Genomic DNA, 26,753 nt, shown 5'->3' on the forward strand with positions numbered 1-26,753 from the left:
GGATCTTGGCGACACGACCTGAATTAAGGAAGGCCGGCATGGAAGCCAGCGTCCGAGGTCTTGCGACGCGCCCCGCGCGTAGTGCGTCGACGTCCCTGCCTGCCGGGCTTCGCGTGGCCCTTGTGCATGACTGGCTCACGGGGATGCGCGGTGGGGAAAAGTGCCTGGACGTGCTCTGTCGAGTCTTCCCCGATGCGACGGTGCATACGCTGATCCATCGGCGAGGGGCAACCAGCTCGGCGATCGATGCGATGAAGATCCGGACGTCGCCCCTCCAGCGCGTCCCGGGGATCTTCAACCACTACCGCAAACTCTTGCCGGTCATGCCCCTGGCGGCCCGGTCGTGGGACGTCGGCGAGGTCGACCTGGTCGTAAGCTTGAGCCATTGCGTGGCCAAGGCGGTGCGCGTCCCCCGAGGGGTCCCACACGTCTCGTATTGCTTCACGCCGATGCGTTACGCCTGGCAAGGGCGGGATGCGTATCTGGAGAGCTGGACGGAACGCCCGGTCCGACGATTCCTCGCCGGGAAGATGCTCGATCGGCTCCGCGACTGGGATCGGGCCAAGGCGGACGGCGTCTCCCACTTCGTGGCGATCTCGGAGACCGTTCGGGGTCGGATCTCGCAGTTTTACCAGCGCGAGAGCCGGGTCATCGCCCCGCCCGTCGACACCGAGTTCTATACCCCCGCCGTGACGCCTCGCGAGGATTTCTACCTCTACGTGTCGGCCCTCGTGCCCTACAAGCGGATCGACCAGGCCATCGCGGCCTGCACCCGACTGGGGCGTCGGTTGATTATCATCGGATCTGGGCCCGAGCGGTCGCGTCTCGAAGCCCTCGCCGGGCCGAACGTGAAATTCCTGGGCTGGCAGTCCGACGACGTGATTCGCGACCACTACCGAAGCTGTCGAGCCTTGCTCTTCCCGGGCGAGGAGGACTTCGGCATCGTCCCGATCGAGGCCCTTGCATGCGGCACCCCCGTCATCGCGCTGGGCCTGGGGGGAGTCGCCGAGACCGTCGACAACCTGGTAGGTCGCACCTACGATGACCCGACGACCGAGGGCCTGACCGTCGCCATCCGCGATTGGGAGGAGGGCGGAAGCCGCCACGATCCCGGCCTCGCTCGACGTCGTGCGGAAGAACTGTCCCTGCCACTGTTCCGCGAACGACTTCTCGGCTTCCTCGCCGAAGCCGTCGCCGGTTCCCATTCCGTGCAATTTCCACCCGCCCCGCATCTCCCACTCTCCCAGGGCCAGGGGATCGCCGACCTCGAACGTCGGTCGGGGTAAAGACCCTCGCGCCGGAGACCCTTGCCCGGGATCCAACGGGTCATCGCTGTCCGTGTCCGTTGAACGCCTACCTGAGCGGCGACGATCTCCCGGCAAGGCCGGGAGATCGTCGCCGCTCGGTGTTTGAATCCGAGGGTCCCGGGTCGTACCATGTCGGGACTTCGCGTGGGATTTCGTCGGGGTGAGCGTTCCTGAATCGGCCGCGACGGTCGGTTCATGCGGACCGCGGGACGAGCCACAGGCGGACGACTCCTCTCCTCCAAGCGAGCTGGCACGACGCATGAACGACCCGACTCAGGCCGATTCCTACGCGCTTCCCAAGGACGCGATTCAGGAACCTCCCAAGACCCTCTTCAACGCGCTCAAGCAGATTGGGCCGGGCCTGATCCTGGCGGCGTCGATCGTCGGGACCGGTGAGCTCATCAACACGACGAGCCTGGGGGCGAAGGCGGGGTTCAGCCTGCTCTGGCTCATCCTGCTGAGTTGTCTCATCAAAGTCTTCGTCCAGATCGAGCTCGGCCGTTATGCGATCACGCATGGGAAGACGACCCTGGCGGCGCTCAACAGCCTGCCGGGTCCTCGGGTTGGGGCTTCGTGGATCTGCTGGCTCTGGCTGATCATGACCCTGGCGACGCAGGCCCAGATCGCCGCCATGGAAGGGACCGTCGGCCAGGCGGCCCACATGGCCTTCCCCAACGGGTCGGCGGCCGTGGCGAGGTTTGCCGGGCAGATCGTCCCCACGTGGGAGCCGTTCCTCCTCGCGCGGCAGGAGTATTTCTGGGCCACGTTGACGACGATCGCCGCGATCATGCTCCTTCTGTCCGGCGGCTATAAGCGGCTGGAACGCATCACGACGATCCTGGTCGGGCTCGTCACGTTGTTCACGGTGGTCAGCGTCGTCATCCTCCAATGGACGTCGTTCGAGATCACGGCCGCCAACCTGCAAAGCGGATTCACGCTCGCCATCCCGCCCGCGGCGGTGGCGCTGGCGTTCTCGGCATTCGGGATCACGGGGGTCGGAGCGTCGGAGCTCTTTGCCTATCCGTACTGGTGCATCGAGAAAGGATACGCCAGGGCGACGGGACCGCAGTCGGAGGATGAGGGGTGGGCCCATCGGGCAAGGGGATGGATCCGCGTCATGCAGCTCGACGCCTGGTTCAGCATGGTCGTGTTCACGGTCGCGACGGTCGCGTTCTACCTGCTCGGTGCGGCCGTCCTGCACCCGCAGGGGCTCGACCCGAAAGGGCCCGACATGATCCCGACCCTGTCGCGGATGTACATCCAGCCGCTCCAGGGGACGTCGCTCGCGGGCCTCAGGCCCTGGACCTACGTCGGGTTCCTCGTCGGGGCCTGGGCGGTCCTCTTCAAGACCCTGTACGTGGCCACGGCCGCCAATAGCCGGCTGACGGCCGACTTCCTCAACCTCTCCGGAATCTGGCACCAGGATGGGCCGGCGGCCAGGGAGAGGACGACTCGGGCGTTCTGCGTCATCTACCCGGTCGTCGCCCTGGGCCTCTACTTCGCCTGGCGCGAGCCCCAGGCGCTCATCAAGGTCGGCGGGATCGCGCAGGGGCTCATGCTTCCGCTGATCGCCGGTGCCACGCTGTACCTCAAACGACGCGATCTCGACCGGCGCGTGGCGCCTTCTCTCCTCAGCGACATCTTGACCTGGGTCGCGTTCTTCGCGATTAGTGGAGTCGCGTTCTACAGCATCGTGGACCTCATCCGGAAGGCGCTGGCTTCCACGAGCGCCTGAGTTTTCCTGGCCCAAGGCCGGATTTCTCGTCCTCCGGTCGGAAATCGGCCGCAGGAACCGGCAACAACCGGGCTTTGAAGCCCGACGGGCCGAGCCGAAAGGCGTCGGACCTCGGGAGCCTCTCCAGACACGATCCCGGCCGAAGCAAGACTCCCGTCAACTCGGCCCGGATCGGCCCTGGAGCGCGTCGTGGACACCGAGGGTGACGAGGCTCGCCCTCGCCCTCGCCTCGGGTCCGCGGCCGATCGCCCGACGACCTCGAGAGAAACACCGTGATTCGAATCCTGCTCAAGGCCCGTTACCTCGCCTTCTTCGCGGTGGTGACATTGCTCGTCGTCCTGGTCCTCTTCGGCGGTCGCGTCAGCTACGAGCAGTCGATCAAGTCGTTCTTCGCCGAAGACGACCCGGTCATGAATGCGTATCAGGAGGCGGCGAAGGTCTTCGGCGACGACAACTTCATCTTCATCGCGTACGACGACCCGGAGTTGCTGACGGCTGGAGGGATGGACCGCGTCGCCGAGTTAGCACGCGAGGTCGGCCCCGACCGGATCCGAGGCGTCTTGCGGGTCGAGTCCCTCGACGCGATGCCGCTCCTCTGGAGAATCGACGACGCGCTGCTCGCACTCGACAAGCTCCCGACGCTCCTGAGGAATGCAGCCCTCAACACGGCTCGAAGGAACCTGAAGACGCTGGACCTGAAAGGGAATGCGTTCGCCGTCGGCGGAGCGATCCGCGCCGCCGATGACGCCGGACGCGCCGACCTCAAGGAGCGACTGACGCACCATCCGCTCTTCCTGGGCACCTTGATCGACGGGTCGGGGACGACCAACGCGGTGGTCGTGCGGCTGACGAAGACCGCCGAGCACGACGTGATGCGAACGGTCGCCTCGCTTCGGAAGGCGGCCGATGAGTTTGCCACCCGGCATCACCTCACTCGGCCCGCGGTCGTAGGGCCCCCCGTGCTGCTCGCCGACGGGTTCACGAGCATCGAGATCGACGGGCGTCGGCTCGCGGTCGTCGGGATGCTCCTGATCGGCCTGGTGACACTCTCGGCGGTGCGGAGCCTCTGGTGGGCGATCGTGCCCCTGATGTCGGGCTGGGCCGTCTGGCTGGCCACCGAGGCGGTGATGTCGGGCTTCGACCTGAAGCTGGCCATGTCCGGCGGTCCGCTCGTGGCCCAGATCATCGTCCTGACCATGCCCGCCGCGAGCCACCTGGCGATCCATTTCCGCGACGAACGCCGGCGTGAGGCCGACCCACGAACGGCGGCCAGGAAGACGCTCGCGAACGTCTCGACACCAATCTTCTGGTGCGCGATCACCGGCGCGATCGGCTATGGGGCCCTCGTGACCAGCAACGTCGTGCCGATTCGGCAGTTCGGGACGATCCTGGGGACGTGCACGTTGCTTTCCGCCGTCCTCGTCATGATCCTCTCGCCGGTCGCGATGCTCCCGCCGTTCCGCCTCGAAGTCCCCGTCCGATACGGCTCGAAATCCCGGCTCTCCACGACGCTGAATCGGGGGATCGGGTGGGTTCATCAACACCCGGCGCGGATCGTGATCGGCGTGATCCTCGTCGTGATCCCGCTGGCCTCGGGGCTGTTCCGGCTGAATTACGAGTCAAACTATATTAATTTATTCCGCCAAAATACTCGCGTGGTTCAGGACTATCACACGGTCGAGTCACGCCTCGGCGGGATCGGGCTCGTCGAGTTGATCGTCCCCGTGGGCAAGACCATCGATCGCGAAACCCTGTCGAAGCTTCGAGACTTCTCCGGCGCGATCGCGGTCGATCGGGCAAAGTCTGATCCAGGAATCTCGCAAGTCGTCTCGCTCGAAACGGTCCTCGACCCGGACGGGAGGATCTCGAAGCTCCCCGCCGACGCCGCCAACCGGACACTCGCCGCCAAGCTCGACTTGATCGCCGCCTCACCCCAGGCCGAGTTGTTGAAAGGTTTCTGGAACCCCGAGAAGGGGCAAGCACGGATCCTCCTCCGACTCCTCGAGCAGCAGCCGGCGACGAGGAAGGTCTCAATCTTCCAGCACGCGCTCGGCGAGGCCCAGGAACGGTTCGGACGAGCCACGAGCTTGACCGGTCTCTCGTACCTGATGACCAAGACGACGGAATCGATCATCGTCACCCAGTGGTCCACGTTCCTTTGGTCGGTGCTGGGCATCCTCCTGATGTTGACGATCGCGCTGCGAGGCCCGGTCCTGGCCGCCCTCGCCCTCTTGCCGACGCTCCTGGCCGTCGCCCTCGTGCTCGGCCTGATGGGGTGGCTCGGGATCAAGCTCGACATGGCCACCGCACTCGTGGCGAGCGTCGCCCTCGGCCTCTCGGTCGACGACACGTTCCATTGCCTGCTCCAGTTCCACCGCGAACGGGCGACGCAGCCGTTCGACAAGAGCCTCTTCGACAGCTACGCCGTCACGGGGCCGGGCGTGCTCCTGTCCAGCATCGCGGTCGCCGTCGGATTCGCCGCACTCTGGTTCAGCGAGTTCGCCCCCTTCGCCAACTTCGGGACGATGGTCGGGATCGCCACCGCCGGCAGCACCCTGGGCAACCTGATCCTCCTGCCCGCCTGTCTGACGCTCGGCGAACGGCTCAAAAACTCAATGAAGCACGAGTCGCCCGTTCAAGCCGAGTCCTGACGACGCAGTTCCCGAAGAGGGAGGATCGACAGGAGCAGCGATCCTCCCTCAGAGTTTCACCTGGAGCTCACCGTCGCGCTCGCGGACTTCGTAAACGACGAGGCCCTCAGTCGCCGGACCGCGGAGGACGGCCCCGGACTGGAGGTCGAACCTCGACCCATGGCACTGGCACATGATGGTCGTGCCGTCGAGCAGACCACCTGAGAGTGGGCAATGCTCATGCGTGCATAGACCGTCGAAGGCGAAGAGGCGGCCGTCGACGCGTGCAACATTCACGCGAAGTTTCCGCTCGGCGAAGTAGTGCGGGGTAACGTCGTTGTCGGGGAGTTGCTCGCTCCGGCCGACGGAGTGAAAACCCTGGTCGCTCATCGGTTTCCTCTCAATAAGGGAGTCGCAGCGAGCCCGGGGCACCCGCGGGCACGATCGGTCGATTCGGCCGGACTGGCTTGAGGCGATGGTAGCCCGAGCCGAGCGGCGGTCGGAGGTCGGTGTCGCCTTTGTTCGGCCAGAAGGAGAGGGCCCGCTCGGCCAGCGCGGTGATGGACAGGGACGGGTTGACTCCGGGGTTCGCCGGCATGACCGAGCCGTCCACGACGTGCAGGCCGGGATGGCCGAAGAGCCGCTGGTAGGGGTCGACCACGCCCCGGTCGGCGGTCTCGCCGATCCCGATTCCGCCGATGAAATGGGCCGTGGCGTTGCGATTGACGACCTCGAACCAGGATCCCCCTTCCCGTCCGCCCATCTTGTCGGCAAGACGTCGAAGGACCTCGTTGGCCGAAGGAATATAGGCCGGCGGGGGTGTCTCCTCGTCGAGACGGCTGTGCAGTGCCCCGTTTCCCCAATAGAGCTCGATCGACTCGTCGCGCGTCTGCATGCAGAGGAGAATGACGCTCCGCTCCGACCAGTGCCTCGGGTCGTCGAGTCCCAGGACCTTGACCGGGTGACGCATCAGCTCGGCCAGCCAGGCGAGTGATCGATGCTCTTCCGTCCCTTGCGTGTGGTACGTGGACAGGAAGGCCATGACGTTACTGCCGACGCCGTAATAGACAGGTTCGATGCTCGTAGTGTCGTCCGGCCAGATGCCCGAGGTAATTGCGACCGATCCCGGCGAGGCGATGAACCGGTCCGGATGCTTCTTCCACGCCCCATAGGGAATGACGCTGCCGAGGAGCGCCTCGGAGTTGGTCCGGGCGAGCTTGCCGAGCCGATCCGAGAGGTGACCGAGGTTTCCTTCGTGTCGCATCCGGTGGAGGAGCTTGGCCGTGCCATAGGCATGGGCTGAGAAGATGACCTGTTCCGCCGTGTATCGCGTGGGGGACCCGAACCGTCCCTCGAGCCCGGGGTGTCGGGCCACGACCTCGTACCCGCCATGATCGAGGGGCCGAACGTCGGTCACCTGTTGCAAGTCTCGGACGACGGCCCCGTATTTCTCGGCCAGGTAGAGATAGTTCTTGCTGAGCTTGTTCTTGGCGCCGTGGCGACAACCGATCATGCACTCGCCGCAGGAGATGCAACCGGTCCGTCGAGGGCCCTCGCCGCCGAAGTAAGGATCGTCAGCCTCGACGCCCGGAGTTCCGAAGTAGACTCCGACCGGGGCCTTATTATAAGTCTCGCCCCGCCCCATCTCGTTGGCGACCTCGCGCAGGAAACGGTCGGCGTCGGTGTCCATGTAGGGGACGCGTACGACGCCGAGCATCCGCACCGCCTGGTCGTAATAGGGGGCGAGCTCGTCCTCCCAGTCGGTGATTCCCGACCACTCCTTGGCCTCAAAGAACGGGCTGGGGGGGATGTAGAGCGTGTTCGCATAGACGTTGGAGCCGCCGCCGACCCCCGCGCCGCACATGATCGTGACGTCGTTGAGGAACTCCAGTCGTTGAATGCCGTACATCCCGAGCTCGGGAGCCCAGAGGAACTTGCCGACATCCCACGAGGTTTTCGGCAACGCCTCGTCGGGCCATCGCCGACCGGCTTCGAGCACGGCCACGCGATAGCCCTTTTCCGTCAGCCGCATGGCGCCGACCGATCCGCCGAACCCCGAACCGATGATCAAGACATCGTAGTCGAATCCGTCCGATGCGCTCATCGTGGCCCGCTCCCCTCTCTCGCCTCAACGTACTCGAGCGAAAACGACGCGACCGATGTCTCCGACCGAAGTTGCCCGCGGAGGGTCGGCCCAAACGTTCGATCGCCCCGAATCGCACGGCGGTCGGCCGATCGGTTGTCTGCAACGCAATCGACCCTCGAAAAAAACACGTGATTTTCTGTCAATTCCATCAGTCGCGTCGGGAGCGATCCCCGCAAGGCTCGGTCGGTCCGCACTCACATCGGTTACCATAGCACCGACCTCGAACGGCCGTCAGACATCCTCGCGAGAAATTCGAGGGGGCCCCGTTTATCGATGGTGGTCCTGGGTTGCGACGCGGCCACTCCTTGACAGGCCCGAGCCACTGGGGTTCCCATTTGGGGAGACGGGAAATCGTCCGAGGCTCAGGAAACCGAGGGACGGCGGGATGCGAACACCGGGACGGGCCATAGTCGCGTGGGTAGGGATCCTGGGTTTAATGGGCGCGGAGGCTCCGGCTGCGGAGAAGCGCCCGGTCACGGCCGACCTCGTGCTTCGGGGGGGACTGGTCGTCGACGGGACCGGTGCGCCGGGACGTCGGGCCGACGTCGCGATCAAGGGAGAGCGGATCGTCGACGTCGGAGAGCTCGAGCCCGGCCCTGGTGCGACCATCATCGATGCCGCGGAGTGGGTCGTCGCGCCCGGGTTCATCGACCTGCATTCGCATTCGGATGAGAATATCCTCAAGCCGAAGACCCGGTCGAATCTCAACTACCAAACGCAAGGGGTGACGACCGTCGTCACCGGCAACTGCGGCGGGGGAGCCCTCGACGTCGAAGCGTACTTCCGGGCGATCGGCGAACACGGAGCCGGCACCAACGTCATCCATTTGATCCCACATGGGAGGGTCCGGTCCTCCGTCCTCGGCAACGACGAGCGGGCCCCGAGCGAGGGGGAGCTCGCTCGGATGAGATCGATCGTGGAACGCGGGATGCGCGCCGGGGCCTGGGGGATCTCGTCGGGCCTGATCTACGTCCCGAGCCGGTATGCCGACGTCGACGAGTTGGTCTCGCTCTCGAAGGTCGTGGCGAAGCTTGGAGGGTTCTACGCGAGCCACATTCGCGATGAGGGGTCGGGCCTGCTCGGCTCGATCGACGAGGCGCTCGCGATCGGTAAAGGGGCGGGGATCCCCGTCCACATCTCGCACCTCAAGGCGACGGGCAAGGCGAACTGGGGCCTGACGACGGCCGCGTGCGAGCGGATCATCGAGGCGAGGAAAGAGGGGCGGGCCGTCACGGCCGACCAGTATCCTTACGTCGCCTCGAGCACCCAGCTCGCCGCGATGGTCATCCCCCACTGGGCGATCCAGGGGACGGCCGACGACTTCGCGCGGATCGCCGCCGACCCGGAACAAGGTCCTCGACTCCGCCGAGAGATCGAGGTCGAGCTCGCCGGTCGGGACGGCGGCAAGTCGATCCGGATCGCACGCTACGCCCCTCGCCCCGACCGAGTTGGCCGTGATCTCGAGTCCATCGCTCGCCAGGAAGGGACGACGCCCCTCGAAGTCATCCTCGACATCCAGCGCCACGGCGGCGCCCAGGCCATCAGCTTCGGGATGAGCGAGGACGACGTCCGCTCCGTCATGAAGCACGACTTCGTCGCGACCGCGTCCGACGGCTCGGCCCACAACCCCGGCGGCGAAGACCGTCCCCACCCCCGAGGCTACGGCACCTTCCCCCGGAAGTTCCGCTACGCCCTCGACGACAAGGTCCTGACTCTCGAACAGGCCGTGCGTTCCTGTACGGGCCTCCCGGCCGAGATCCTGCACCTTCCGGACCGCGGGACAATCCGACCCGGCGCGTTCGCCGACCTCGTCGTGTTCGACCCGAAGACATTCCGAGACACCGCGACCTTCGACCGACCGACGCGCTACGCGCGAGGCGTCGAGTATCTCTACGTCAACGGCGTCGCCGTCATCGCCCAGGGTAAGCCAAAGAAGGTGCTCCCCGGCAAGGCCCTCCGCCTCACGAAAGACGGCCCCGCCGACCTTATCCTGGAACTCGGGAAGATCTGGACGGGGGATCCCGAAAAGCCTTGGGCCGAGGCGCTCGCCTCGCGAGCGGGTGAGATCGTCGCGGTCGGCTCGCGCGAGGATGTGCGCCGTTACCGAGGCCCGTCCACTCGAGTCATCGAGCGGCCCAACGCTTTCGCCACTCCAGGCCTGGTCGATGCCCATGGGCACCTCACCGACCTCGCATCCGGGCTCGAGGAGATCGACCTGCGGGGTGTCAAGTCACCCGACGCGGTCGCCGCGCGGGTCAAAGCGTGGATCGAGTCGCACCCGGGCGAGGCCTGGGTCACCGGCCAGAACTGGGACCAGAGCCTCTGGCCGGGCGGGGAGTTCTCGAACGCATCGGTCCTCGACGCCGTGGCACCGAGTCGGCCGGTCTGGCTGACTCGGGTCGACGGGCACGCCGGCTGGGCCAATTCCGAGGCGATGCGCCGAGGGCACGTCGACCGAGAGACCAAGGCTCCATCGGACGGACAGATTCTCAAAGACAAGGAGGGCATCCCCACCGGGGTATTCATCGATGGGGCGATGAACCTGGTCGGTGGGAAGATCCCGGCCCCTTCTCAGGCGGACTTCGCCCGCCAGATCCTCGCCGGGCAAACCCTCTTGCTAAAAGAGGGGCTGACGGGAGTCCATGACGCGGGTGTCTCCTCGCTCGAGGCCGAGGCGTATCGTCAGCTCGACCGAGAAGGCCGGCTCAAGCTCCGCGTCTATGGCATGGCCTCGGGTTCCGAAGGTGCCTTGAAGCGGGTCTCCCACCGCCCGATCCCGGCAAAGCCGACATCTCGGTTCGAGTTGCGTGCGATCAAGCTCTTCATCGACGGCGCGATGGGGTCGCGAGGTGGGCTCCTCTTCGAGCCTTACAGCGACGACCCCGGCAACAAAGGCCTACTCCTGATCGAGCCCAAGGACCTGGAGGCCATCACCGTCGAGGCGCTCAAGCACGGTTGGCAGGTGGCAACCCACGCCATCGGCGATCGAGGCAACGCCCTCGTCCTCGATGCGTACGAAGCGGCCCTCAAGGCCGTCCCCGAGGCCAAGAGCCCCCGCTTGAGAATCGAGCACGCTCAAGTTGTCCGACGCGTCGATCTCGAACGCTTCGCCCGACTCGGGGTCATCGCGTCGATGCAGCCGTCGCACGCGATCGACGACATGCGGTGGGCGGATGCCCGGCTCGGACCGGGACGCGTCGACGGGGCCTACGCCTGGCGTTGGTTCCTCGACAACCAGATCTCCGTCGCCTTCGGGAGCGACTTTCCCGTCGAGATCGTCAACCCGTTCTACGGGATCTACGCCGGGCTGGCCCGAGAGGATGAGTCGGGGAATCCGGCGGGCGGTTGGCACCCCGATCAGAAGCTCTCGATCGAGGAGACGCTCCGCGGATTCACTTCGGGGGCGGCCTACGCCGCATTCGAGGAGGATCGGCTCGGCATCCTCAAACCCGGGATGAGAGCCGACCTGACGATCGTGGACCGAGACCTCTTCAAGGCCAAGCCCATCGAGGTCCTCAAGGCGAGGGTCGTCATGACGGTCCTCGATGGCGAAATCGTTTACGAAACGTCGGACCGCTGAGAACCGGAATCTCAGCCCACCTTCGGCGCCGGATCGCGGCAGTCGAATTCATTTTGGGGCCGAGGATTAGAGGGTCGAAAGACCTCGATCGCGTTTACCGCCGACTGCGTCGAATCGAGGCGAGGAGGCCCTCGAACCGGAGATTCCGGTCATGATGGTGTGGGCGGTTCTGAGGTCGGTTCCAGCTTGCAGAGTGGGAAAGCACGCGGTAACCTAATGCCAAACCGCGGGCGGGGCAACACGGAGGTGGCGACTCGCCCGGTTCGACTTACCTGAGTTGTGCGCGGAGTACACCCTGTCACGGACGACCCCATCGCGAATCCGACCGCACAGGTTGGGGAGAGTTGATACGGATGTCACAATCGACGGTTACGCACGAAGCATCGGAACAAGCCCAACTCGCGAAGCTTTGCGCCACGATCCGAGGCAAGCTCCAGTTCATGGACTACCTCGTGCGTGCGGCCGTGGCGGACGTCGACCGGTTTCAGGACGAGTCGGACGCGGGGACTCGCATCTTCATCCGTCAATTGATCGAGATGCACGCCGCCAACCTGACCGTCGAGTCCGAGAATATGCGGCTGGTCGGCGAGCTTTGCAGCTCGCTCGAGGCGGTGGTGAACGGTCCGCCGAATGCTTTCCACGAGCATGAGCACGATCACGACCATCACCACCAGGATCACGGCCACCACCATCAGAACGGAGAATCCGAATGAGCCAGGCCTCACGCGGTTCGTTCGGGGGAACCCTCATGCGCGGACGAGACTCGGAGATGTCGCTCGAATCCTCCACCGGCCCCGCCAAGCCAGGGCCGGTCTCGCCGGAACTGATCCGATCGCTGGCCGATGTGAAAGGCCAGGCCCAGTTCCTCCTCTATCTGGCCGACCAGATCGAGGAGTCGTTGGAGCAACTCTCCCAGGAGTCCGACTCGTGCCACGGCGCCTTCCTCTGCAAGGTGCTCGGCATGTACTCCAGCCAGCTCGAGAGCAAGCACCAGGGACTCGGGGATAAGATCGCCGAGACCTGCCAGGAAGTTTACGTTACCGTCCGCGAATACGACGTCCTCTGACGACTGCACGTGCGAACACATTCGCCGCGCGACGTTTCGATGCGGACTGCGGGCGCAACTCCGTCGAGCCGGATCGGCTCATGCGGGTCTGTTGCGCCTTCCCTCCTTTGGCCTGATCAGGCCGGCTTCCCCCAGCGTGCTGCTTGGTTCGGATCAGAAGCGTCCCTGCGCGGGCTCCGTACGAAGGCACGGCATCCGCGTTGGGACGAGACTCGAATCAAACGGTTTCGACGCGAGTTTGACCAAGCACGCGAGCGATACCGAGCTCGAGGATGATCTTCAGGGCCTCGAGAGCCTCGGCCTGGTTGATCTTCGAGACGCCGGCGCGACGGTTCTCGAAGAGAATTGGGGTCTCACCCATCTTGCAGCCGACGACGCGGCACCAAAAGAGGATCTCTTCCTGGAAGGAGTATCCCCGCGACCGGACCCGGTCGAACTTGATCTTGCGGAGCTTGGAGACGCGGTAGCAGCGGAAGGAGCCGCTGTTGTCCTTCGTCTTGAGGCCGAGGAGGAGCCTGGCGTACAGATTGATGCCGGTACTCATGAACTTCCGCTTGAGGTTGAACTGCCCCTCGACGCCCCCCCCCTTGATGTACCTCGAGCCGATCATCACGTCGTTCTGGTTCATCCCCGCGAGGATCGCGGGGATGAAACGCGGGGGATGACTGAAGTCGGCATCCAGGTTCAAGAGGTACTCATAGTCGTGATCGATCGCGAATTGCATCGCCTCGAGCATCGCCGTGCCGAGGCCGAGCTTCCTCGCGCGATGGATGATGTGGATGTTGGACTGTTTGACGCGTAGTCCTTCGGCGAGGTCTCCGGTCCCGTCCGGCGAGTTGTCGTCGATGACCAGGATCTCGGCGTGTGGCGCAAAGCGGTGAATCTCCTCGATGAGCGGGAGGAGATTCTCCGCCTCATTATACGTGGCCAAGGTCACGAGAAGCCTTGCGTTTCCGGCCGAAGACGGGTCGGGCGAGTTGGACACGGACGGGTCATCCCAGTTTGTCGACGAATGAAGGACCTCGTAACACGAGGATCGCATCACGATCGGTTTTAGCGAATGGGAAGGGATGCGCCAAGGCGGGCGTGCGATGTGGTAGGAAAGAAGCAGGTGCCGCCTTTTGGGGCACCCGGCCCGTGACCCTCGGGAGAGGGGCGAGTCGAGGTCAGCCGCCGTTGTGCCCCCCTCGGGAAAGAGGGGCTCCTGGGAGCACCAGTTCAACAGCCGGCGACACCTGCTTCGGGAGAACGGCGGCAACCCTCGCCCTCGTTCGCACGAAGGGCACGGGCCACTAAAAGATGCTTCGGTCCGCCGCCAGGGCTTTCATCAGTCGTTCCCGACGCGTCCGCGATTTTTTTCCGAAGGTCCGGCGCGTGGATCGGCTTGCCGCGAACGCAAAGCGCCCTCGGCCTCCGATTCCGGGACCTCTCTGCGTACGTCCCTTGCGCTCGACCGTGCCGACCGATTGCTTTTCCAAGCCTGCGTCTCCGGGAGCCCGTTCAGCCCGCATCGTCGCCACGACCCAGAGGACGCTTAATCTTTCGGCTGGCGGAGTCTGGTGAACAACTGGCTGTAGGGGGCGAAGGTCTGTTGACGATCAGCCCAGACGCCCGCCTGGATCGGTGTGGAGCGTGTGGAGACTCCCGCATCGGAGTCCTCTGAGAGCTCGTCGCCACCGAGGACCTCATGCTTGGAGTTCGAGTCCTCCAGCGACGGGGTCCGACCTTGATTCTGGGCCCATTCGGTCCAGGCCTGGAGGGCCGCGTAGTGGTCATCGATGATCTCGACGCCCGAGGGACCTTCAGCAGGCGAGGCGCTTCTCGCCAGCAAGTCTTCGGCGGAGTTCCTGACGAGTTCGGGCAGCGTCTCGGATTCGACCCCGGGCTCCCAGCCGACCTCGATGAGCCCCTCCTCCATGCGCAAGGGAGGCTTCGCGGTTCCGAGAACGGGTGGGTCGATGGTTTCCTCCCAATCGGCGATCGGGTCGGGATCGGCGAGGGGGATGGGATGGACGAGCTCGACCGGCGTCGGATTGGGCTGCTTCGCGAGCCGCATCGATTCGAGAGGCGAGCGGGAGACCCGGCGCGAGGCCATGCGTGCCATCCCGAGGAGGCGTCGAGGATTTCCCCCGGCGTCTCGATGCAGGACTTCGACGTCGTCGACATTCCTGTGCAGTTCGGGACACTCGTGCTCCAGGAGGGCCGCAGCCTCATCGACATCGACTGGGCGGAGATGAATATGCTGGGCCAGGCGAATCGCGAGAGGGGCCAGGGCTCGGGTCGTCAGGCGTCGGGCGAGGGAGGTCTGCCCGACGATGATGAGGCCGGAAAAGCCGTCGATACGATCGAGGCGGTTCGCCAGGATGCGGATCTCATCGAGAACCTGAGGACCCACGCTCTGCGCCTCGTCGATCACCAGGATCCACTCCTGGCCATCCGCCGCGCACTCTTCGAGGAAGTCGGCGATCTCGTTCCGGGTCACGCACCCCGTCGCTGTCACATCGATTCCGAGTGCGTGTCCGATCAAGCGGTCTAGGTCCCCCGGATCATTCGCGGGTGAGACATCGACCGCGATCCAACGGCGGTTCGCCGACATCGTGGAGCAGAAGCGTTGCCAGACCCAGGTTTTGCCAACACCGGCCTCGCCCGTCAGCAGGACGGGACCGGCCTTCGAATCGAGCGCGGACCCCAGGGTCGAGATCGCGGCGCGTCGGCTTTCCAGGAGGAGTTCGTCGGACGGTCCCTCGACGATCCGTTGGTGTTCGAGCCTCGGGGTCTTCCTGCTTCGATCCATCGCGGTCCCCCTCCCGTCCTTGTTGCCGGCCCGACGTGTCGCGATCGTGGCCTAGCAGTCCCGCCCCGCCCGCCTAGCGTGGCCGGATGGGACGTTTTCCGCCGGTCGTCGCGGACGTCCAAAGAAGTATCGGTGTCAAGTTCCCTCGCCTTGAAGCGCGGACATCCCCTGAGCGTCGAACGCTCAACCTTTGGTCCATCGCCGAGAATTCCTGGAAAATACCCCGGAATCGTCTCCGACAGCGGGGCGACATGACTTCGACGCATCGAGACGGTCTCTTCGCTCGATCGTGTGATCAAATTAAGGATTTTTGAAAAACGAAGGTGCCGGGTGGGCGGCCGCCTTGAGGGGGATTACAATCATCCGGCTTTTTCGGGGAAGGTCTCCGAGAAGGTGACGTGGCAACCACTGCGGGATAAGGCGGGACGATGGGCGACTGGGCGATTCGGGTCAAGGACCTTCGCAAGCGATACCCCGGCCGCGACTCGCCCGTGGATGCGGTCAACGGCCTCGATCTCGAGGTCCGCACCGGCGAATGCTTCGGCCTACTCGGACCGAACGGCGCCGGAAAGACGACGACCGTCGAGATCCTCGAGGGGTTGAACCGGCCGACGTCGGGAGATGTCGAGATCCTCGGGCTTCGCTGGGAGCATGACGAGCGGGCCTTGCGCGAGCGGATCGGCGTCACGCTTCAAGAAACGCGGTTCCCCGAAAAACAGACCGCGCGGGAGATGGTCCGACTCTTCCGGAGCTTCTATCGCGAAGGCCTCGAGCCTGAGGATGTCCTCGGCCGAGTCTCGCTCGAAGGGAAGGCGAACTCGTTCGTCGACCAGCTCTCGGGGGGCCAGCAACAACGTCTCGCCGTCGCCGTGGCCCTCGTAGGCGATCCGGAGCTGCTCTTCCTCGACGAACCGACGACCGGGCTCGACCCTCAGTCGAGGCGACAACTCTGGGACGTGATTCGCGACCTTCACGCCCGAGGTCGGACGACCGTCTTGACGACCCACTACATGGATGAGGCCGAACGCCTCTGCGACCGGGTCGCCATTATCGATCATGGCAAGGTCATCGCCCTGGGGTCGCCGGCCGAGTTGATCTCCAAGCTCGGCGGGGAGCACGTGGTCGAGTTCGCCGTTGCGGGCGAAGGCAACGCGCCCGAGCCTTCCAGCTTCGGCGACCTGCCGACCGTGCTCCAGGCACGTGCCGAAGGCGATGGCTTCGCCTTGACCGTCGGCGAACCGCATCGTGCGATCCCCGCCCTGCTCTCTCGGCTCGAAGCCGAGTCCTGCCCGCTGGCGAGGCTGACGACCCGGCAGGTGAGCCTCGAGGATGTCTTCGTCACGTTGACGGGACGCCACCTCCGCGACAATGAACCCGAGGAATCCCCGACCGGACGCCCAGGTCGCAAGCGCCGAGGGGCCCGCAGAGGCTAACCTCGCCCGATCGACTCGACTGGGATCCACCGAACCTTGTGGCGGCATCCGCCCCAGACCGACTCGTTCCTCTTCCCATTGGGATGACAGGCCGCCATGTCGCGCTCCCACTCGCTCCGCGAACTTTACCTGACCCGACTTCGCGAGTTTTACCGCCAGCCGGCCCGGATCTTCTGGGTCTACGGATTCCCGACGGTGCTCGCGATCGGCCTCGGCCTCGCGTTTCGCAGCCGACCGCCGGAGAGCATCCAGGTCGACCTCGTGGTCAAACCTGGCGACAGCGTCGCGGCCGACGTCGAGAAAGTCTTGCGCGACTACGACGCCGGCGCCCGAAAGCGACAAGTCCCTGGGCTCGTCCTCCGGATCGATACGCCCGAGGAAGCGACACGGCGGATCAACACCGGCAAGACCCCGCTCGTCGTCGATCACTCCGGGTCTCGAATCGTCTACCGCTATGACCCATCCCGGCCGGAAGCCGTCTCCGCCAGGGGGGCGATCGACGACATCCTGCAGATCGCCAAGGGGCGGAAAGACCCGATCTCGACCGAGGAGGTCACGGTCACGGAACGCGGCTCGCGGTATATCGACTTCCTCATCCCCGGCCTGATCGGTCTGAACACGATGGGAGGAGGGCTCTGGGGGATCGGGTTCTTGCTCGTCAACTTCCGGATCGCCAAGCTCCTCAAATGCTTCGTCGCCACCCCGATGCCGAGGCGTGACTTCCTGCTTTCCCTGCTCGCGTCACGCCTGACATTTCTGATCCCCGACCTTGCGGTCCTGCTCCTCCTCGGGACACTCGTCTTCGGCATGCCGATCCGAGGAAGCCTGCTGCTGGTGATCGTCGTCGACGTGATGGGGGCCTTGGCGTTTGCGGGGATCGGCCTGCTGATCGGCAGCCGAGCCCAGTCGACCGAGTCCGTGAGCGGGCTCATGAACCTGGTCATGCTGCCGATGTGGCTGTTCTCGGGGGTCTTCTTCTCGTCCGAGCGATTCCCCCAGGTGGCCCAGCCGTTCATCCAGGCACTCCCCTTGACCCAGCTAATCGGCGCCTTGCGGGGGGTGATCCTCGAAGGGGCCGGATGGCTCGACGTCACCCCGGCCCTCGCCATCCTGGCCGCCTGGACCGTCGTCACCTTTCTGGTCGCCCTCCGGATCTTCCGATGGACCTGACGGGTGGACCATGATCGGGTGTCGAAGGACGTCGAGGAAGTCGTTCCAGAACGCCCAGAGCTCGGGCGAAGCGAGGGGGGGGACCGGCACCTCGTCGATCAACTGGCCGAAGAACGTCGCCTTCGCGAGGATCTCGACGTCGAGGAAGTCGGTGGACGACTGGAGCGGGATCGCCGCCAGCTTCTCCCGTCGATGGAGTCGGCACGGCGAGTGAGGGTCGAAGACCGGGACGGCGAAGAGAAACTTCCAAGGGATCCTGGCAAACCAACGGAACAACCGGCCCGCCGCCGCTCGTCGTCGACGACCGATGACGTGGTCGCACGCGTCGATCGACTTGAGTAGCGGGTCGAGGTGGTCGGAAGTCCAGGGTTCCTCGGCCGAGGTCACCAGCACGAGCGGGTGTCCCGATCGGCCCAGGGTCTCTCGGAGTACCTGATCCTGCCCTCGCCCGGCGATCGAGACGACCAGGCCTTCCGCGAGGCGCTTCCGGACTCGGATCAGATCGACCAGACCATTGGCGACCGACTCGGCTCGATCGTAATCCCCTCGGGCGAGGACGATCACTTGAACGGAGGCACCGGGCAAGGGGTCGCGTCGAAAATGGGCCTCGAACGGGTCGACGTACTCGTCGCTCGTGGACATTCGGCCTCCCGCCGACGGTAGGGAAGAATTCGACGGCAACCGTTCCGATCACGAAACCAGGGAAGGACCACGGAAGACCTCGTCGAATAAGGCCCTAATCAAGCTTCCTCCCCATCAACATAGCAAAATTTGACACATTCGTCGGTCGGTCAGACCGTGGCCGGGGCGAGCCAGCGTTCGATGGCGGCTTGATTGGCCTCGAGCAGCCGGCGGGCGACCGGCCCGGGTTGGCCGTCCCCCACGTTCTGCCCGTCGATCGTGATGACGGGAAGGACCTCGATCGTGGTCCCCGCGAGGATCACCTCGTCGGCCGCCTTCAGCTCGTCGAGTGTCACGCGGGTGTCGCTGTAGGCAATCCCAAGAGCGGCCGCGAGGTCGAGGACCCATCGGCGGGTCGTCCCCGGCAGGAGGCTCGGCCCCTCGGGCGTGGCTTCAAGTCGGCCGTCTCGTACCCAGAGGAGGGAGCTGTGCGTCGCTTCCGTCACCAGGCCGTCACGGTCCACGAGCACGGCTTCAAAACACCCCCCTCGATGCGCGGCCTCGTGGGCGATCACGTTTCCGAGCAGATTCGTCGACTTCACATCGCAACGTCCCCAGCGCACGTCGGGCTGGCTCATGACGGCGACGCCTCGCCGGCGCATCGCCGCCACCGGGGCATCGTCGAACGGGCGGACGACGATCAACTCGGTCGGAGGCACGGGAGGATCCGGGAATGCATGGGCGCGGGGGGCGACACCACGCGTCAGGTGAATGTAGACGGTCCCTTCTTCGATGCCGCTCGCGGAGATCGTCCGCGCGGCCCTCGCGAAGACCTGCTCCACGTCGATGGCCGGGAACATCATCTCGGAGAGGCTTCGTCGGAGCCGGACGGCGTGAAGCTCCTCGAGCCAGCAGCGCCCCTGATAGATCCGCAACACCTCGTAGACGGCGTCGCCGAAGAGGAAGCCGCGGTCCCAGATGGGGATTCGGGCCTGGTCCACCGGCATCAGCTCGCCATTGAGGCAGGCCAGACTCTCCATCGACGTTGCTCCCGGACGATCGGTCATCGGTTGCGGACAGAAGGCTCGCGAGATATGGATCAGGAATCGGCGGCCTTCGCGGACGTGTTCCACGTTCTCAAAAGACGGATCCCTATCATCGCCGCGGCCATCCCGGACCAGGATAATCGCTCGAGGCGGGGGTGGGCAATGGCGCGAGGCCGACCCCCTTGGAGGGAGCCGGCCTCGACGGTTCAATCAAAGCTTGCGGAAATGACGATCACTTCGTGCCGAAGGCGACGCCGGCCCCCTTGCTGCCGACGACCTTCTCGAGCTGCTTGTCGAGGTCGCTGACGGATCGGATGTTGCGGTTCACGACCTTGCCCTGGCCGTCCACGAGGAACATCGTGGGGAGGGTGATGATCCCGAAGTCCAGCGCCAGGCGATTCTTCTCCATCCCGCCCCCTTCGACGATCTCGGGCCAGGGGAGGGGCTTGTCCTTGAGGAACTGCTCGAGGTCCTTGGGCTCGGAGTCGAGGTTGACGCCGACGATTTCGAAGCCCTTCTCGCGGTTCTTCTCGTAGAGCTTCACGAGGTCCGGGAGGTCGCGCTGGAACCGCTCGTCGGCGGAGAGCCAGAAGAGGACCAGGACCGCCTTGCCGCGATACTGCGCGACGTCGACCGACTCCTTGTTCAGGCCGAGCCCCTTGAGGGAGATGGCCTTGCCCTCGAGTTCGAGTCGCTTGAGCGCTCCGGCCGCTTTCTTGCCCTGGTCGGAGGCGGGGAAGTCGTGAGCGAGCTGCCCGTAGAACTTGCGGGCCTCCTCCTCCTCGACGTTGAACTCGTTGATGCTGCCGAGCTGGAACAGGGCCTCGGGGACCTCGTCGGCTTCCGGATACTTGGCGATGAAGGCCTTGATCTCGCCCATCCACTGCTTCTGATTCGCCACCAGGTTGCCGCCGTCCTCGCTCTTGGCGAAGAAGACCGCGTAGATCTTCCGGAACGCGGCGTAGGAGCTGAGCTTGTCGCCCTTCTTGATGAGGCTGTCGAGGATCTCCTCCGCCCTTGGGTAGAGGCCGGTCTGGAGGGCGGATGCGAGGCTGTCGACGACCGACTTGTTGTAGGTGAGCTGATCGTCGGGGCTCTTGATGTTCTTGAGGACTTCGTTCAGGAGCCGAATGCGACCGACGTGGAATTCGGCGACCTGCTTCTTGTCGTCTCCGGCCGGGCTCTGCTCGTCGTACTTGGCGAGTGCGGAGAGGGCGGCCTCGAGCTTGGGATCTTCGCCGCCGCCGGGGCCGTTGGCCGGGACTTGCTCGAAGATCGCGTTGCGGATCCCCGCGTCGGCCGTCAGCATCGGCTTGCGAATGTCGATCGCGTGGGGCAGGCCGACGAACTTCCAGGTGTCGCCGATTTTGACGATCTCGGCCGCCTGCAAGAACGCCGTCTCGGTGGGGTTGGTCGGCCCGGTCGGAGGGCCGGCCTGGATCAGGCAATTCTCGTAGAGGACGAGGTCCTCGGTGAGGGTGTTATCCGGGCCTTTCGGGATCAGGTGGGGCATCGTCACGCCGTCGAGACGCTGCCAGACCGTCTGGCTCGTCCAGCCCTTCAGGCCCCCCTGCAAGGCCTTGACCTGTTCGATCCGCTTGCCCGAAGCCTCGGCGACCTTGTCGAGGAGCGATTGGGGGAGCCCCAACGTCTTGAGCTCGTCGGGCGTGGCGAGCACCGTCTCGATCAGCTCGCGGTCGCCCGAGACGAGGCCCTGCACGAAGACCTTGGAGGCTTCCTCGGCGGAGATCTGCTTCCAGCCGACGATCTTGAGCTTCCAGGCGTCGCCGACCTTGATGCTTGCGACCTTGGCGATCCGGGTCCCGCCCGCGTTCAACCATCGACATTCGTCGAGGCGTTGATCGTCGTTCGTGTCGCTCTCGCGATAGACCTCGAAGCCGTCGAGGTAGTAGCTCCACTGGTCGAGGTTGATCGAGCCCGACGTGTTGAGGAGCCGACGGAGCAGCTTGCCCTTCTCGTCGAGGAGCTCGTACCCGATGACTTTATTCTGGGCGTTCGTGACGTTCCTGACCTTGCACTTGCTGATCGCCTGCGGGTTGGTCAGGACCTCGTAGTCGACGCCCTTGAGGCTTGGCTGGAATTTTTCGAGAAGGGTCTCGGGCGCGGGGAGACCTTGGGCCCGGGCGAGTGCCGGGACGATCCCCACTAAACCGGCCGCGACCAACAGAGTCCGCAGAGACCGCATCAGTGTCTCCTTTCTCGCCGGGGCGAGTGCCCCGGCTGATAACCTCCGATCGCTCCGCGACCGGAGGGCCCGACTCGAATAAAGACACCCGACGAAATCGAGTCATCCGCGAGGGGCGGGCGGGTCCTTTGTAAGCATTACCAAGTCGGGCTTACAATCGTGTCATTCCGCCAATCCGGTGGACCGGCCACCTTCGGGCGCAACCGACTCAACCGTTCTCATCGGCATTTCCGCACCCCCGCCTCGACACGGGACGCCCCAAAACCGCGGATTCACCCGAGATGATTCAAGCCATGCTGTGAGTCTCGAATCCTTCAAGGCAAAGACCGTGCCACCGGGAACCTCTCGAGGCTCATTGGTTGATCGTCGGCCCCTCTTGGCGCAAACTCGGGGCACGACCCCGGACGATCCTCCACAGCCATAACGAGACGAAACCGATGAAGGTTCGCAGACACCCTCGCCCCGGTCGACCCCTCGGCCCCATCGCCGTCCTGCTGCTCTTCGCGGCCCCGGCCGTCAATGCTGAGGCACCGAAGCTCCCGGTGTATGACGACCATTCCAATCTCCTCGTGACCCGAGGTCCCGACGGACGCGAGACGCCCGTAACGACGCGGGCCGACTGGGAAGTTCGCCGGGCCCACATCCTCGCCTCTCTCCAAGAGGTGATGGGCCCGCTGCCTGGGGGCGAGCGACGCGTTCCCCTTGATTTCAAGGTCATCGAGACGATCGACGAGCCGGACTTCGTCCGCAAGAAGGTGACTTACGCCAGCGAGCCCGGTGACCGAGTCCCCGCCTGGCTCCTGATCCCGAAGCGTCGCCCCGGGTCGGGGAAAGTCCCCGCGATGCTCTGCCTCCATCAGACGACGTCGATCGGGAAGGATGAGCCCGCCGGGCTCGGCGGCAAGAAGAACCTTCGCTACGCCAGGGAACTGGCCGCCCGAGGTTACGTGACCCTCGCCCCGGATTATCCGAACTTCGGCGAGCACAAGGTCGACCCGTACGCCCTCGGCTATGCAAGCGCGTCGATGAAGGCGATCTGGGACAACCTCCGCGGGGTCGACTTGCTCAGGAGCCTGGAGGAAGTCGAGCCGGAGCGGATCGGGGTGATCGGGCACTCACTCGGGGGCCACAACTCGATCTTCACCGCCCTTTTCGACCCCCGGATCAAGGTCGTCGTCTCGTCGTGCGGCTTCAATAGCTTCCCGAAATATTATCGGGGGAACATCGCCGGTTGGTCCCATAAAGGCTACATGCCCCGGCTCAAGGAGACTTATGGCCTGGACCTGAAGAAGGTCCCGTTCGACTTCCCCGAGTTGATCGCCGGGTTGGCCCCTCGAGGATTCTTCTCGAACTCGCCGACGCACGACGCCAACTTCGAGGTCGATGGCGTTCGGGCCTGCTTCGAGGCCGCCAAACCTGTCTACCAACTCCTCGATGTCCCCGGACGACTCGAGCTCGACACGCCCGACGCCGAGCACGACTTCCCCGACGAGGTGCGGGTCAAGGCGTATGAATTCGTGGACGTATTCTTGAAGCCCGCACATTGATGGTGACCAGGCCTCACGATCCGAGCGATTCGTCGGGTCGCGATCCTTCGCGTGTCAACCATCGGAAGCAGGCCCCTCGCAACGGGGCCGGTTTCCGGCTCAAAATGGGAAGCAAGGTGTCAATCTCACCTTGACAAACCTTACAATCCGCGTAGGCTACACGCTTCGAGGGATGGTCCTCGTCCTCGAGGGTTTGGATTCCCCTCCTACCTTCCGCGGACACCTCCTGGAACCGTCTCCCACCCACCTCAACCTTGGATGAGGGCGCCATGGATCGACGCATCCTCGTGGTGGATGACAGCGAGCTCATCTGTCAACAACTGTCACAACTTCTCGCCGCACCCGACCGACGGATCAAGGTCGCCCATGACGGGACGACGGCCCTCGAGTGGCTGGTCGAGCGGAACTTCTCCGTGGTCCTCACGGACCTCTGCCTCCCCGGGATCAACGGCCTCGAGCTGATCCGAGAGATCCGCAATCGAGACCTCCCGGTCACCGCTATTGTGATGACCGGGCACGCCTCGATCGACACGGCCGTCTCGGCCATGAAGCTCGGCGCGTACGACTACCTGCTCAAGCCGATCGACCCTCTACGTCTCGGCGTTCTGGTCGAGCAGGCACTCGAAGATCGCAAGCTCATCGACGAGGTCGCGTCGCTTCGCCAGGGCCTGCAACAACGATACGCCTATCACAACATCCTCGGGAAGAGCCCGAGGATGCGCGAGATCTTTTCCAGGGTCTCTCGCGTAGCCTCCTCCGCCTGCAATGTCCTCATCACCGGCGAGACGGGCACCGGCAAGGAGCTGGTCGCCCAGGCGATCCACTATACCGACGTGACGCGCCAAGGACCGCTGGTCGCCGTCAATTGCGCGGCGCTCCCCGAACTCTTGCTCGAGAGCGAGCTCTTCGGCCACGAACGAGGCGCGTTCACCGGGGCCGATCGCCAGAAGAAGGGACGGTTCGAGCAAGCCAAGGGGGGCACCCTCTTGCTCGACGAGATCGGCGAGCTCCCCTTAGGGATGCAGGCCAAGTTGCTCCGCGTCCTCCAGGACGGGACATTCGAGCGCGTCGGCGGTTCCGAGGTGATCAAGGCCGACTGCCGCATCCTGGCCGCCACCAACCTGAAGCTGGACGATGCGGTCGCCGAGGGGCGGTTCCGCGAAGACCTCTACTATCGCCTCAATGTCGTCGGCGTCGAGCTGCCCCCGTTGCGCGAGCGACTCGACGATATCCCGCTGCTCGTCCACCACATCCTCAAACGGCTCCAGGAACGCCGGCTCCCCCTCAAGACGGCCTCCCGCGAGACACTCTCTCGGCTGGCCCGATACGACTGGCCGGGGAACGTCCGAGAGCTCGAGCATGTGATCGAGCAGACCGTCGTCACGACCCCTGGCGCGGTCATCGAGCCGGATAACTTGCCGCCCCAGGTCGTCTCGACTCGGGAAGAACCGTTCAGCCTCGACTTCGACCTCCATCGCCACCTCCAGGACATCACGGAGGAGTTGACCGAGAGAGTCGAACGGGCCTACCTGCAACGGGTCCTCGAACGCTTCAAAGGGCGGATCGACAAGTGCGCCGCCCACTGCGGCCTCTCTCGACGGAGCATCAGCGAGAAGCTCCGGCGTTACCGGATCGATAAGGCCGACTTCAAGATCAAGGGCGCGGCCAGGTCCGAGGTCGCGGTCGGGGAAACCGTCTGATCGGCCCGGCGTTCCGAAGCCAATTCACTCCTGCGACGCTTCTCCCGGCCCCTTTCCGGCGATCGAGTTCGGCTCGGGGGAAGCGGCAGTGACCCGGTACGGGGCGCTCTGGCGAACGATCACTCGACCGGGGACGACGACCCGAGCCGGTGGAGCGTTCGGATTCTCGATGCGGGCGGCCATGACGAGCAAAGCTCGGCGAGCGATCGCTTCGAAGTCGGATCCGTAGGTGGTCAGGCCGATCGAGAAGGCGTCGCCGATGGGCAAATCCTCGAATCCCACCACCGCCACGCCGTCGGGGACTCGGATTCTCCGGGCCAGGAGCTCGAGGATCAGGCCCATCGCGACGACGTCGTGGTAGCAAACGACGCCCTCGATTCTTGAGGCAATGACCCGGTCCGCCACCCGTGCGCAGGCCAGTCGGTCGAGGGGGTCTCCCGCCAGGTCGATCAGCATCGGGGACTCGCCCGCCTCCTGTCGGGCCAGCAGATAGCCGGCGAGCCGCTCACGGTGGCTGCTGGTCGGGCCACCGAGGACGAAGGCCACCCGACGTCGACCGGAGTCATGCAGGTGTCGGGTCCCTCGGTAGCCGCCGTCAAGGTCATCCGGACCGACCTGGTCATACTCCAACGGCCGGCCCGCCCCCCGCAGGTTGCGTTCGATCAAGACGACAGGAAGGCCCGTCTCTCGGCAGGCTTCGAGGACGGTCTCGTCCTGCCGCATGGAATCTTCGCTAATCCGAGACGGCATCAGGAAAAGGCCCGACACGCCGCGCTCCCCGGCGTCTTGGGCCATCCGAACGATCTGCGCCTCGGTCGACTCCTCCTCCACTCGAAATGTCATCGCATCTAAATACACCTCCCCAGCCTGCGCCATGGAGGTGAACCCGCTCATCGTCGTCGCGTATGAGGCGCGATACCAGGGCCCTGGAGTCGTCCGAAAGCAGATCGCCCAGAGTGGCTGGCCACGAGCCTCCTTGGACGCGACCGGGTAGCTACCCGACCGCTGCACCGAGCGAATCAGGCCCCGGTCCCGCAATAACTGAAGACTCCTCGAGGCGGTGACCGTCGAAACTCCATACTTCGATGCGATCCCTCGGACCCCGGGCATCCTCTCCCCCTCGGGCCACTGTCCGGAGACGATCTCGGCTTCGATGTCTTTCGCAATATCAACATATTTTAACTTTTCATTCATTATTTTGTTCGCACCCTAAAGGTTCAGCTGCTCGCGATTGAAGGCACGCCAAGGAAGGCAATCGTGCGTGTTTGCTTCGATGAATGCCTTGACCTAACGCCGATTGTATAGCACAGTTCAAAAGGCGACCACCCCAGGAGCCATGATTTCGACTCAAATCATTAAGAAAGAAGGATTTACAACACCAGGACCGCACGACGATCGGGCTTGCTTGCCAGAAGCTGGCTGGCCAACGACTCCATCAACATCAGGAATTAAGGAAGGAAAATCGACGAAGAAATTCGTTCAACCCTCGATACTCTCGAGAAGGACTCTTCTTTCTTAACAACCAATCCTTGAATCGTTTACGAGGAGTTCTCTTGTCGCAACCTGATTCGGAGGAGCCAACATCTCGAGGTGAACCAGGGCTACAGCCGCTTAAATTCACACCAAATTCATTGGGAGCACGCGAGAACCACTGCCTGAAACTGTAATGTACTCACTCGCAAGCCTTCCATCGTTCTCGCATGACAGATGTTTCTTCCGGCCGGCCGCGGTTCGCGCACTGCGGCGACATCGCTTTCGCATGAGGAGTCCGC

At 64.6% G+C, this 26,753-nt stretch carries 17 protein-coding genes; 10 read left to right on the forward strand and 7 right to left on the reverse strand.

Going from position 1 to position 26,753, the window contains the following annotated elements:
• Window positions 1-38 precede the first annotated feature (38 nt).
• From ACYOEI_RS15300 to ACYOEI_RS15310, 3 genes are all read left to right on the forward strand, one after another.
• Window positions 39-1,286: a glycosyltransferase gene (locus tag ACYOEI_RS15300; RefSeq protein ID WP_462850379.1), complete on the forward strand. Its 1,248-nt coding sequence runs from the start codon at window positions 39-41 to the stop codon at window positions 1,284-1,286.
• Between the two features lie 280 nt (window positions 1,287-1,566).
• Window positions 1,567-3,042 carry an Nramp family divalent metal transporter gene (locus ACYOEI_RS15305; protein WP_462850380.1) on the forward strand — a complete coding sequence of 492 codons (1,476 nt, stop codon included), beginning with the start codon at window positions 1,567-1,569 and terminating at the stop codon, window positions 3,040-3,042.
• Between the two features lie 272 nt (window positions 3,043-3,314).
• Window positions 3,315-5,693 (forward strand): efflux RND transporter permease subunit, encoded by a 2,379-nt coding sequence (locus ACYOEI_RS15310; protein ID WP_462850381.1) that lies wholly within the window; start codon window positions 3,315-3,317, stop codon window positions 5,691-5,693.
• A gap of 48 nt (window positions 5,694-5,741) precedes the next feature.
• Here ACYOEI_RS15310 and ACYOEI_RS15315 read toward each other — a convergent pair whose 3' ends face one another.
• The gene (locus tag ACYOEI_RS15315; RefSeq protein ID WP_462850382.1) at window positions 5,742-6,062 is read right to left on the reverse strand and encodes a Rieske (2Fe-2S) protein; all 321 of its coding nucleotides are present in this window, start codon (window positions 6,060-6,062) and stop codon (window positions 5,742-5,744) included.
• A gap of 10 nt (window positions 6,063-6,072) precedes the next feature.
• Window positions 6,073-7,776, reverse strand: a complete 1,704-nt coding sequence (locus ACYOEI_RS15320) for a GMC oxidoreductase (RefSeq protein WP_462850383.1) — start codon at window positions 7,774-7,776, stop codon at window positions 6,073-6,075.
• A gap of 478 nt (window positions 7,777-8,254) precedes the next feature.
• Here ACYOEI_RS15320 and ACYOEI_RS15325 point away from each other — a divergent pair, with 478 nt between their 5' ends.
• The 3 genes from ACYOEI_RS15325 (at window position 8,255) to ACYOEI_RS15335 (ending at window position 12,464) form a co-directional block, all read left to right on the forward strand.
• Window positions 8,255-11,398 (forward strand): amidohydrolase family protein, encoded by a 3,144-nt coding sequence (locus ACYOEI_RS15325; RefSeq protein ID WP_462850384.1) that lies wholly within the window; start codon window positions 8,255-8,257, stop codon window positions 11,396-11,398.
• Between the two features lie 353 nt (window positions 11,399-11,751).
• Window positions 11,752-12,111, forward strand: coding sequence for a hypothetical protein (locus tag ACYOEI_RS15330; RefSeq protein WP_462850385.1), 360 nt, complete (start codon window positions 11,752-11,754; stop codon window positions 12,109-12,111).
• Between the two features lie 56 nt (window positions 12,112-12,167).
• Window positions 12,168-12,464, forward strand: a complete 297-nt coding sequence (locus ACYOEI_RS15335; RefSeq protein ID WP_462850386.1) for a hypothetical protein — start codon at window positions 12,168-12,170, stop codon at window positions 12,462-12,464.
• Window positions 12,465-12,681: 217 nt separating this feature from the next.
• On the opposite strand, the gene ACYOEI_RS15340 is transcribed toward ACYOEI_RS15335, so the two are convergent.
• Both ACYOEI_RS15340 and ACYOEI_RS15345 read right to left on the reverse strand, forming a co-directional pair.
• Complete coding sequence (locus ACYOEI_RS15340) at window positions 12,682-13,449, reverse strand: polyprenol monophosphomannose synthase (protein WP_462850387.1); 768 nt, start codon at window positions 13,447-13,449, stop codon at window positions 12,682-12,684.
• A 549-nt stretch (window positions 13,450-13,998) separates the two neighbouring features.
• Entirely contained in the window at window positions 13,999-15,258 is a 1,260-nt protein-coding gene (locus ACYOEI_RS15345) for an ExeA family protein (protein ID WP_462850388.1), read from the reverse strand.
• A 428-nt stretch (window positions 15,259-15,686) separates the two neighbouring features.
• Between ACYOEI_RS15345 and ACYOEI_RS15350 the strand changes: the two genes are divergently transcribed.
• Complete coding sequence (locus ACYOEI_RS15350) at window positions 15,687-16,691, forward strand: ABC transporter ATP-binding protein (RefSeq protein WP_462850389.1); 1,005 nt, start codon at window positions 15,687-15,689, stop codon at window positions 16,689-16,691.
• 96 nt (window positions 16,692-16,787) lie between these two features.
• A complete protein-coding gene (locus ACYOEI_RS15355; protein WP_462850390.1) occupies window positions 16,788-17,861 on the forward strand; it encodes an ABC transporter permease in 1,074 nt (357 codons plus the stop codon).
• A 791-nt stretch (window positions 17,862-18,652) separates the two neighbouring features.
• Here the strand turns inward: ACYOEI_RS15355 and ACYOEI_RS15360 are convergent.
• Window positions 18,653-19,522 carry an aminotransferase class IV gene (locus ACYOEI_RS15360; RefSeq protein ID WP_462850391.1) on the reverse strand — a complete coding sequence of 290 codons (870 nt, stop codon included), beginning with the start codon at window positions 19,520-19,522 and terminating at the stop codon, window positions 18,653-18,655.
• Between the two features lie 238 nt (window positions 19,523-19,760).
• Window positions 19,761-21,734 carry a redoxin domain-containing protein gene (locus ACYOEI_RS15365; protein WP_462850392.1) on the reverse strand — a complete coding sequence of 658 codons (1,974 nt, stop codon included), beginning with the start codon at window positions 21,732-21,734 and terminating at the stop codon, window positions 19,761-19,763.
• Window positions 21,735-22,171: 437 nt separating this feature from the next.
• Between ACYOEI_RS15365 and ACYOEI_RS15370 the strand changes: the two genes are divergently transcribed.
• Together ACYOEI_RS15370 and ACYOEI_RS15375 are read left to right on the forward strand one after the other, a co-directional pair.
• Window positions 22,172-23,281 carry an alpha/beta hydrolase gene (locus ACYOEI_RS15370; RefSeq protein WP_462850393.1) on the forward strand — a complete coding sequence of 370 codons (1,110 nt, stop codon included), beginning with the start codon at window positions 22,172-22,174 and terminating at the stop codon, window positions 23,279-23,281.
• Window positions 23,282-23,550: 269 nt separating this feature from the next.
• Complete coding sequence (locus ACYOEI_RS15375) at window positions 23,551-24,981, forward strand: sigma-54-dependent transcriptional regulator (RefSeq protein WP_462850394.1); 1,431 nt, start codon at window positions 23,551-23,553, stop codon at window positions 24,979-24,981.
• 24 nt (window positions 24,982-25,005) lie between these two features.
• Here the strand turns inward: ACYOEI_RS15375 and ACYOEI_RS15380 are convergent, their stop codons facing one another.
• A complete protein-coding gene (locus ACYOEI_RS15380) occupies window positions 25,006-26,175 on the reverse strand; it encodes a GntR family transcriptional regulator (RefSeq protein WP_462850395.1) in 1,170 nt (389 codons plus the stop codon).
• Window positions 26,176-26,753: the final 578 nt, after the last annotated feature.

The organism is Singulisphaera rosea (assembly GCF_054877945.1).

Bases quoted from the DNA above. Each gene is read 5' to 3' on its own strand.
- ACYOEI_RS15300 (WP_462850379.1), top strand. From the start codon at position 39: ATGGAAGCCAGCGTCCGAGGTCTTGCGACGCGCCCCGCGCGTAGTGCG.
- ACYOEI_RS15305 (WP_462850380.1), top strand. From the start codon at position 1,567: ATGAACGACCCGACTCAGGCCGATTCCTACGCGCTTCCCAAGGACGCG.
- ACYOEI_RS15315 (WP_462850382.1), bottom strand. From the start codon at position 6,062: ATGAGCGACCAGGGTTTTCACTCCGTCGGCCGGAGCGAGCAACTCCCC.
- ACYOEI_RS15320 (WP_462850383.1), bottom strand. From the start codon at position 7,776: ATGAGCGCATCGGACGGATTCGACTACGATGTCTTGATCATCGGTTCG.
- ACYOEI_RS15325 (WP_462850384.1), top strand. From the start codon at position 8,255: ATGGGCGCGGAGGCTCCGGCTGCGGAGAAGCGCCCGGTCACGGCCGAC.
- ACYOEI_RS15330 (WP_462850385.1), top strand. From the start codon at position 11,752: ATGTCACAATCGACGGTTACGCACGAAGCATCGGAACAAGCCCAACTC.
- ACYOEI_RS15335 (WP_462850386.1), top strand. From the start codon at position 12,168: ATGTCGCTCGAATCCTCCACCGGCCCCGCCAAGCCAGGGCCGGTCTCG.
- ACYOEI_RS15345 (WP_462850388.1), bottom strand. From the start codon at position 15,258: ATGGATCGAAGCAGGAAGACCCCGAGGCTCGAACACCAACGGATCGTC.
- ACYOEI_RS15350 (WP_462850389.1), top strand. From the start codon at position 15,687: ATGGGCGACTGGGCGATTCGGGTCAAGGACCTTCGCAAGCGATACCCC.
- ACYOEI_RS15355 (WP_462850390.1), top strand. From the start codon at position 16,788: ATGTCGCGCTCCCACTCGCTCCGCGAACTTTACCTGACCCGACTTCGC.
- ACYOEI_RS15360 (WP_462850391.1), bottom strand. From the start codon at position 19,522: ATGGAGAGTCTGGCCTGCCTCAATGGCGAGCTGATGCCGGTGGACCAG.
- ACYOEI_RS15365 (WP_462850392.1), bottom strand. From the start codon at position 21,734: ATGCGGTCTCTGCGGACTCTGTTGGTCGCGGCCGGTTTAGTGGGGATC.
- ACYOEI_RS15370 (WP_462850393.1), top strand. From the start codon at position 22,172: ATGAAGGTTCGCAGACACCCTCGCCCCGGTCGACCCCTCGGCCCCATC.
- ACYOEI_RS15375 (WP_462850394.1), top strand. From the start codon at position 23,551: ATGGATCGACGCATCCTCGTGGTGGATGACAGCGAGCTCATCTGTCAA.
- ACYOEI_RS15380 (WP_462850395.1), bottom strand. From the start codon at position 26,175: ATGAATGAAAAGTTAAAATATGTTGATATTGCGAAAGACATCGAAGCC.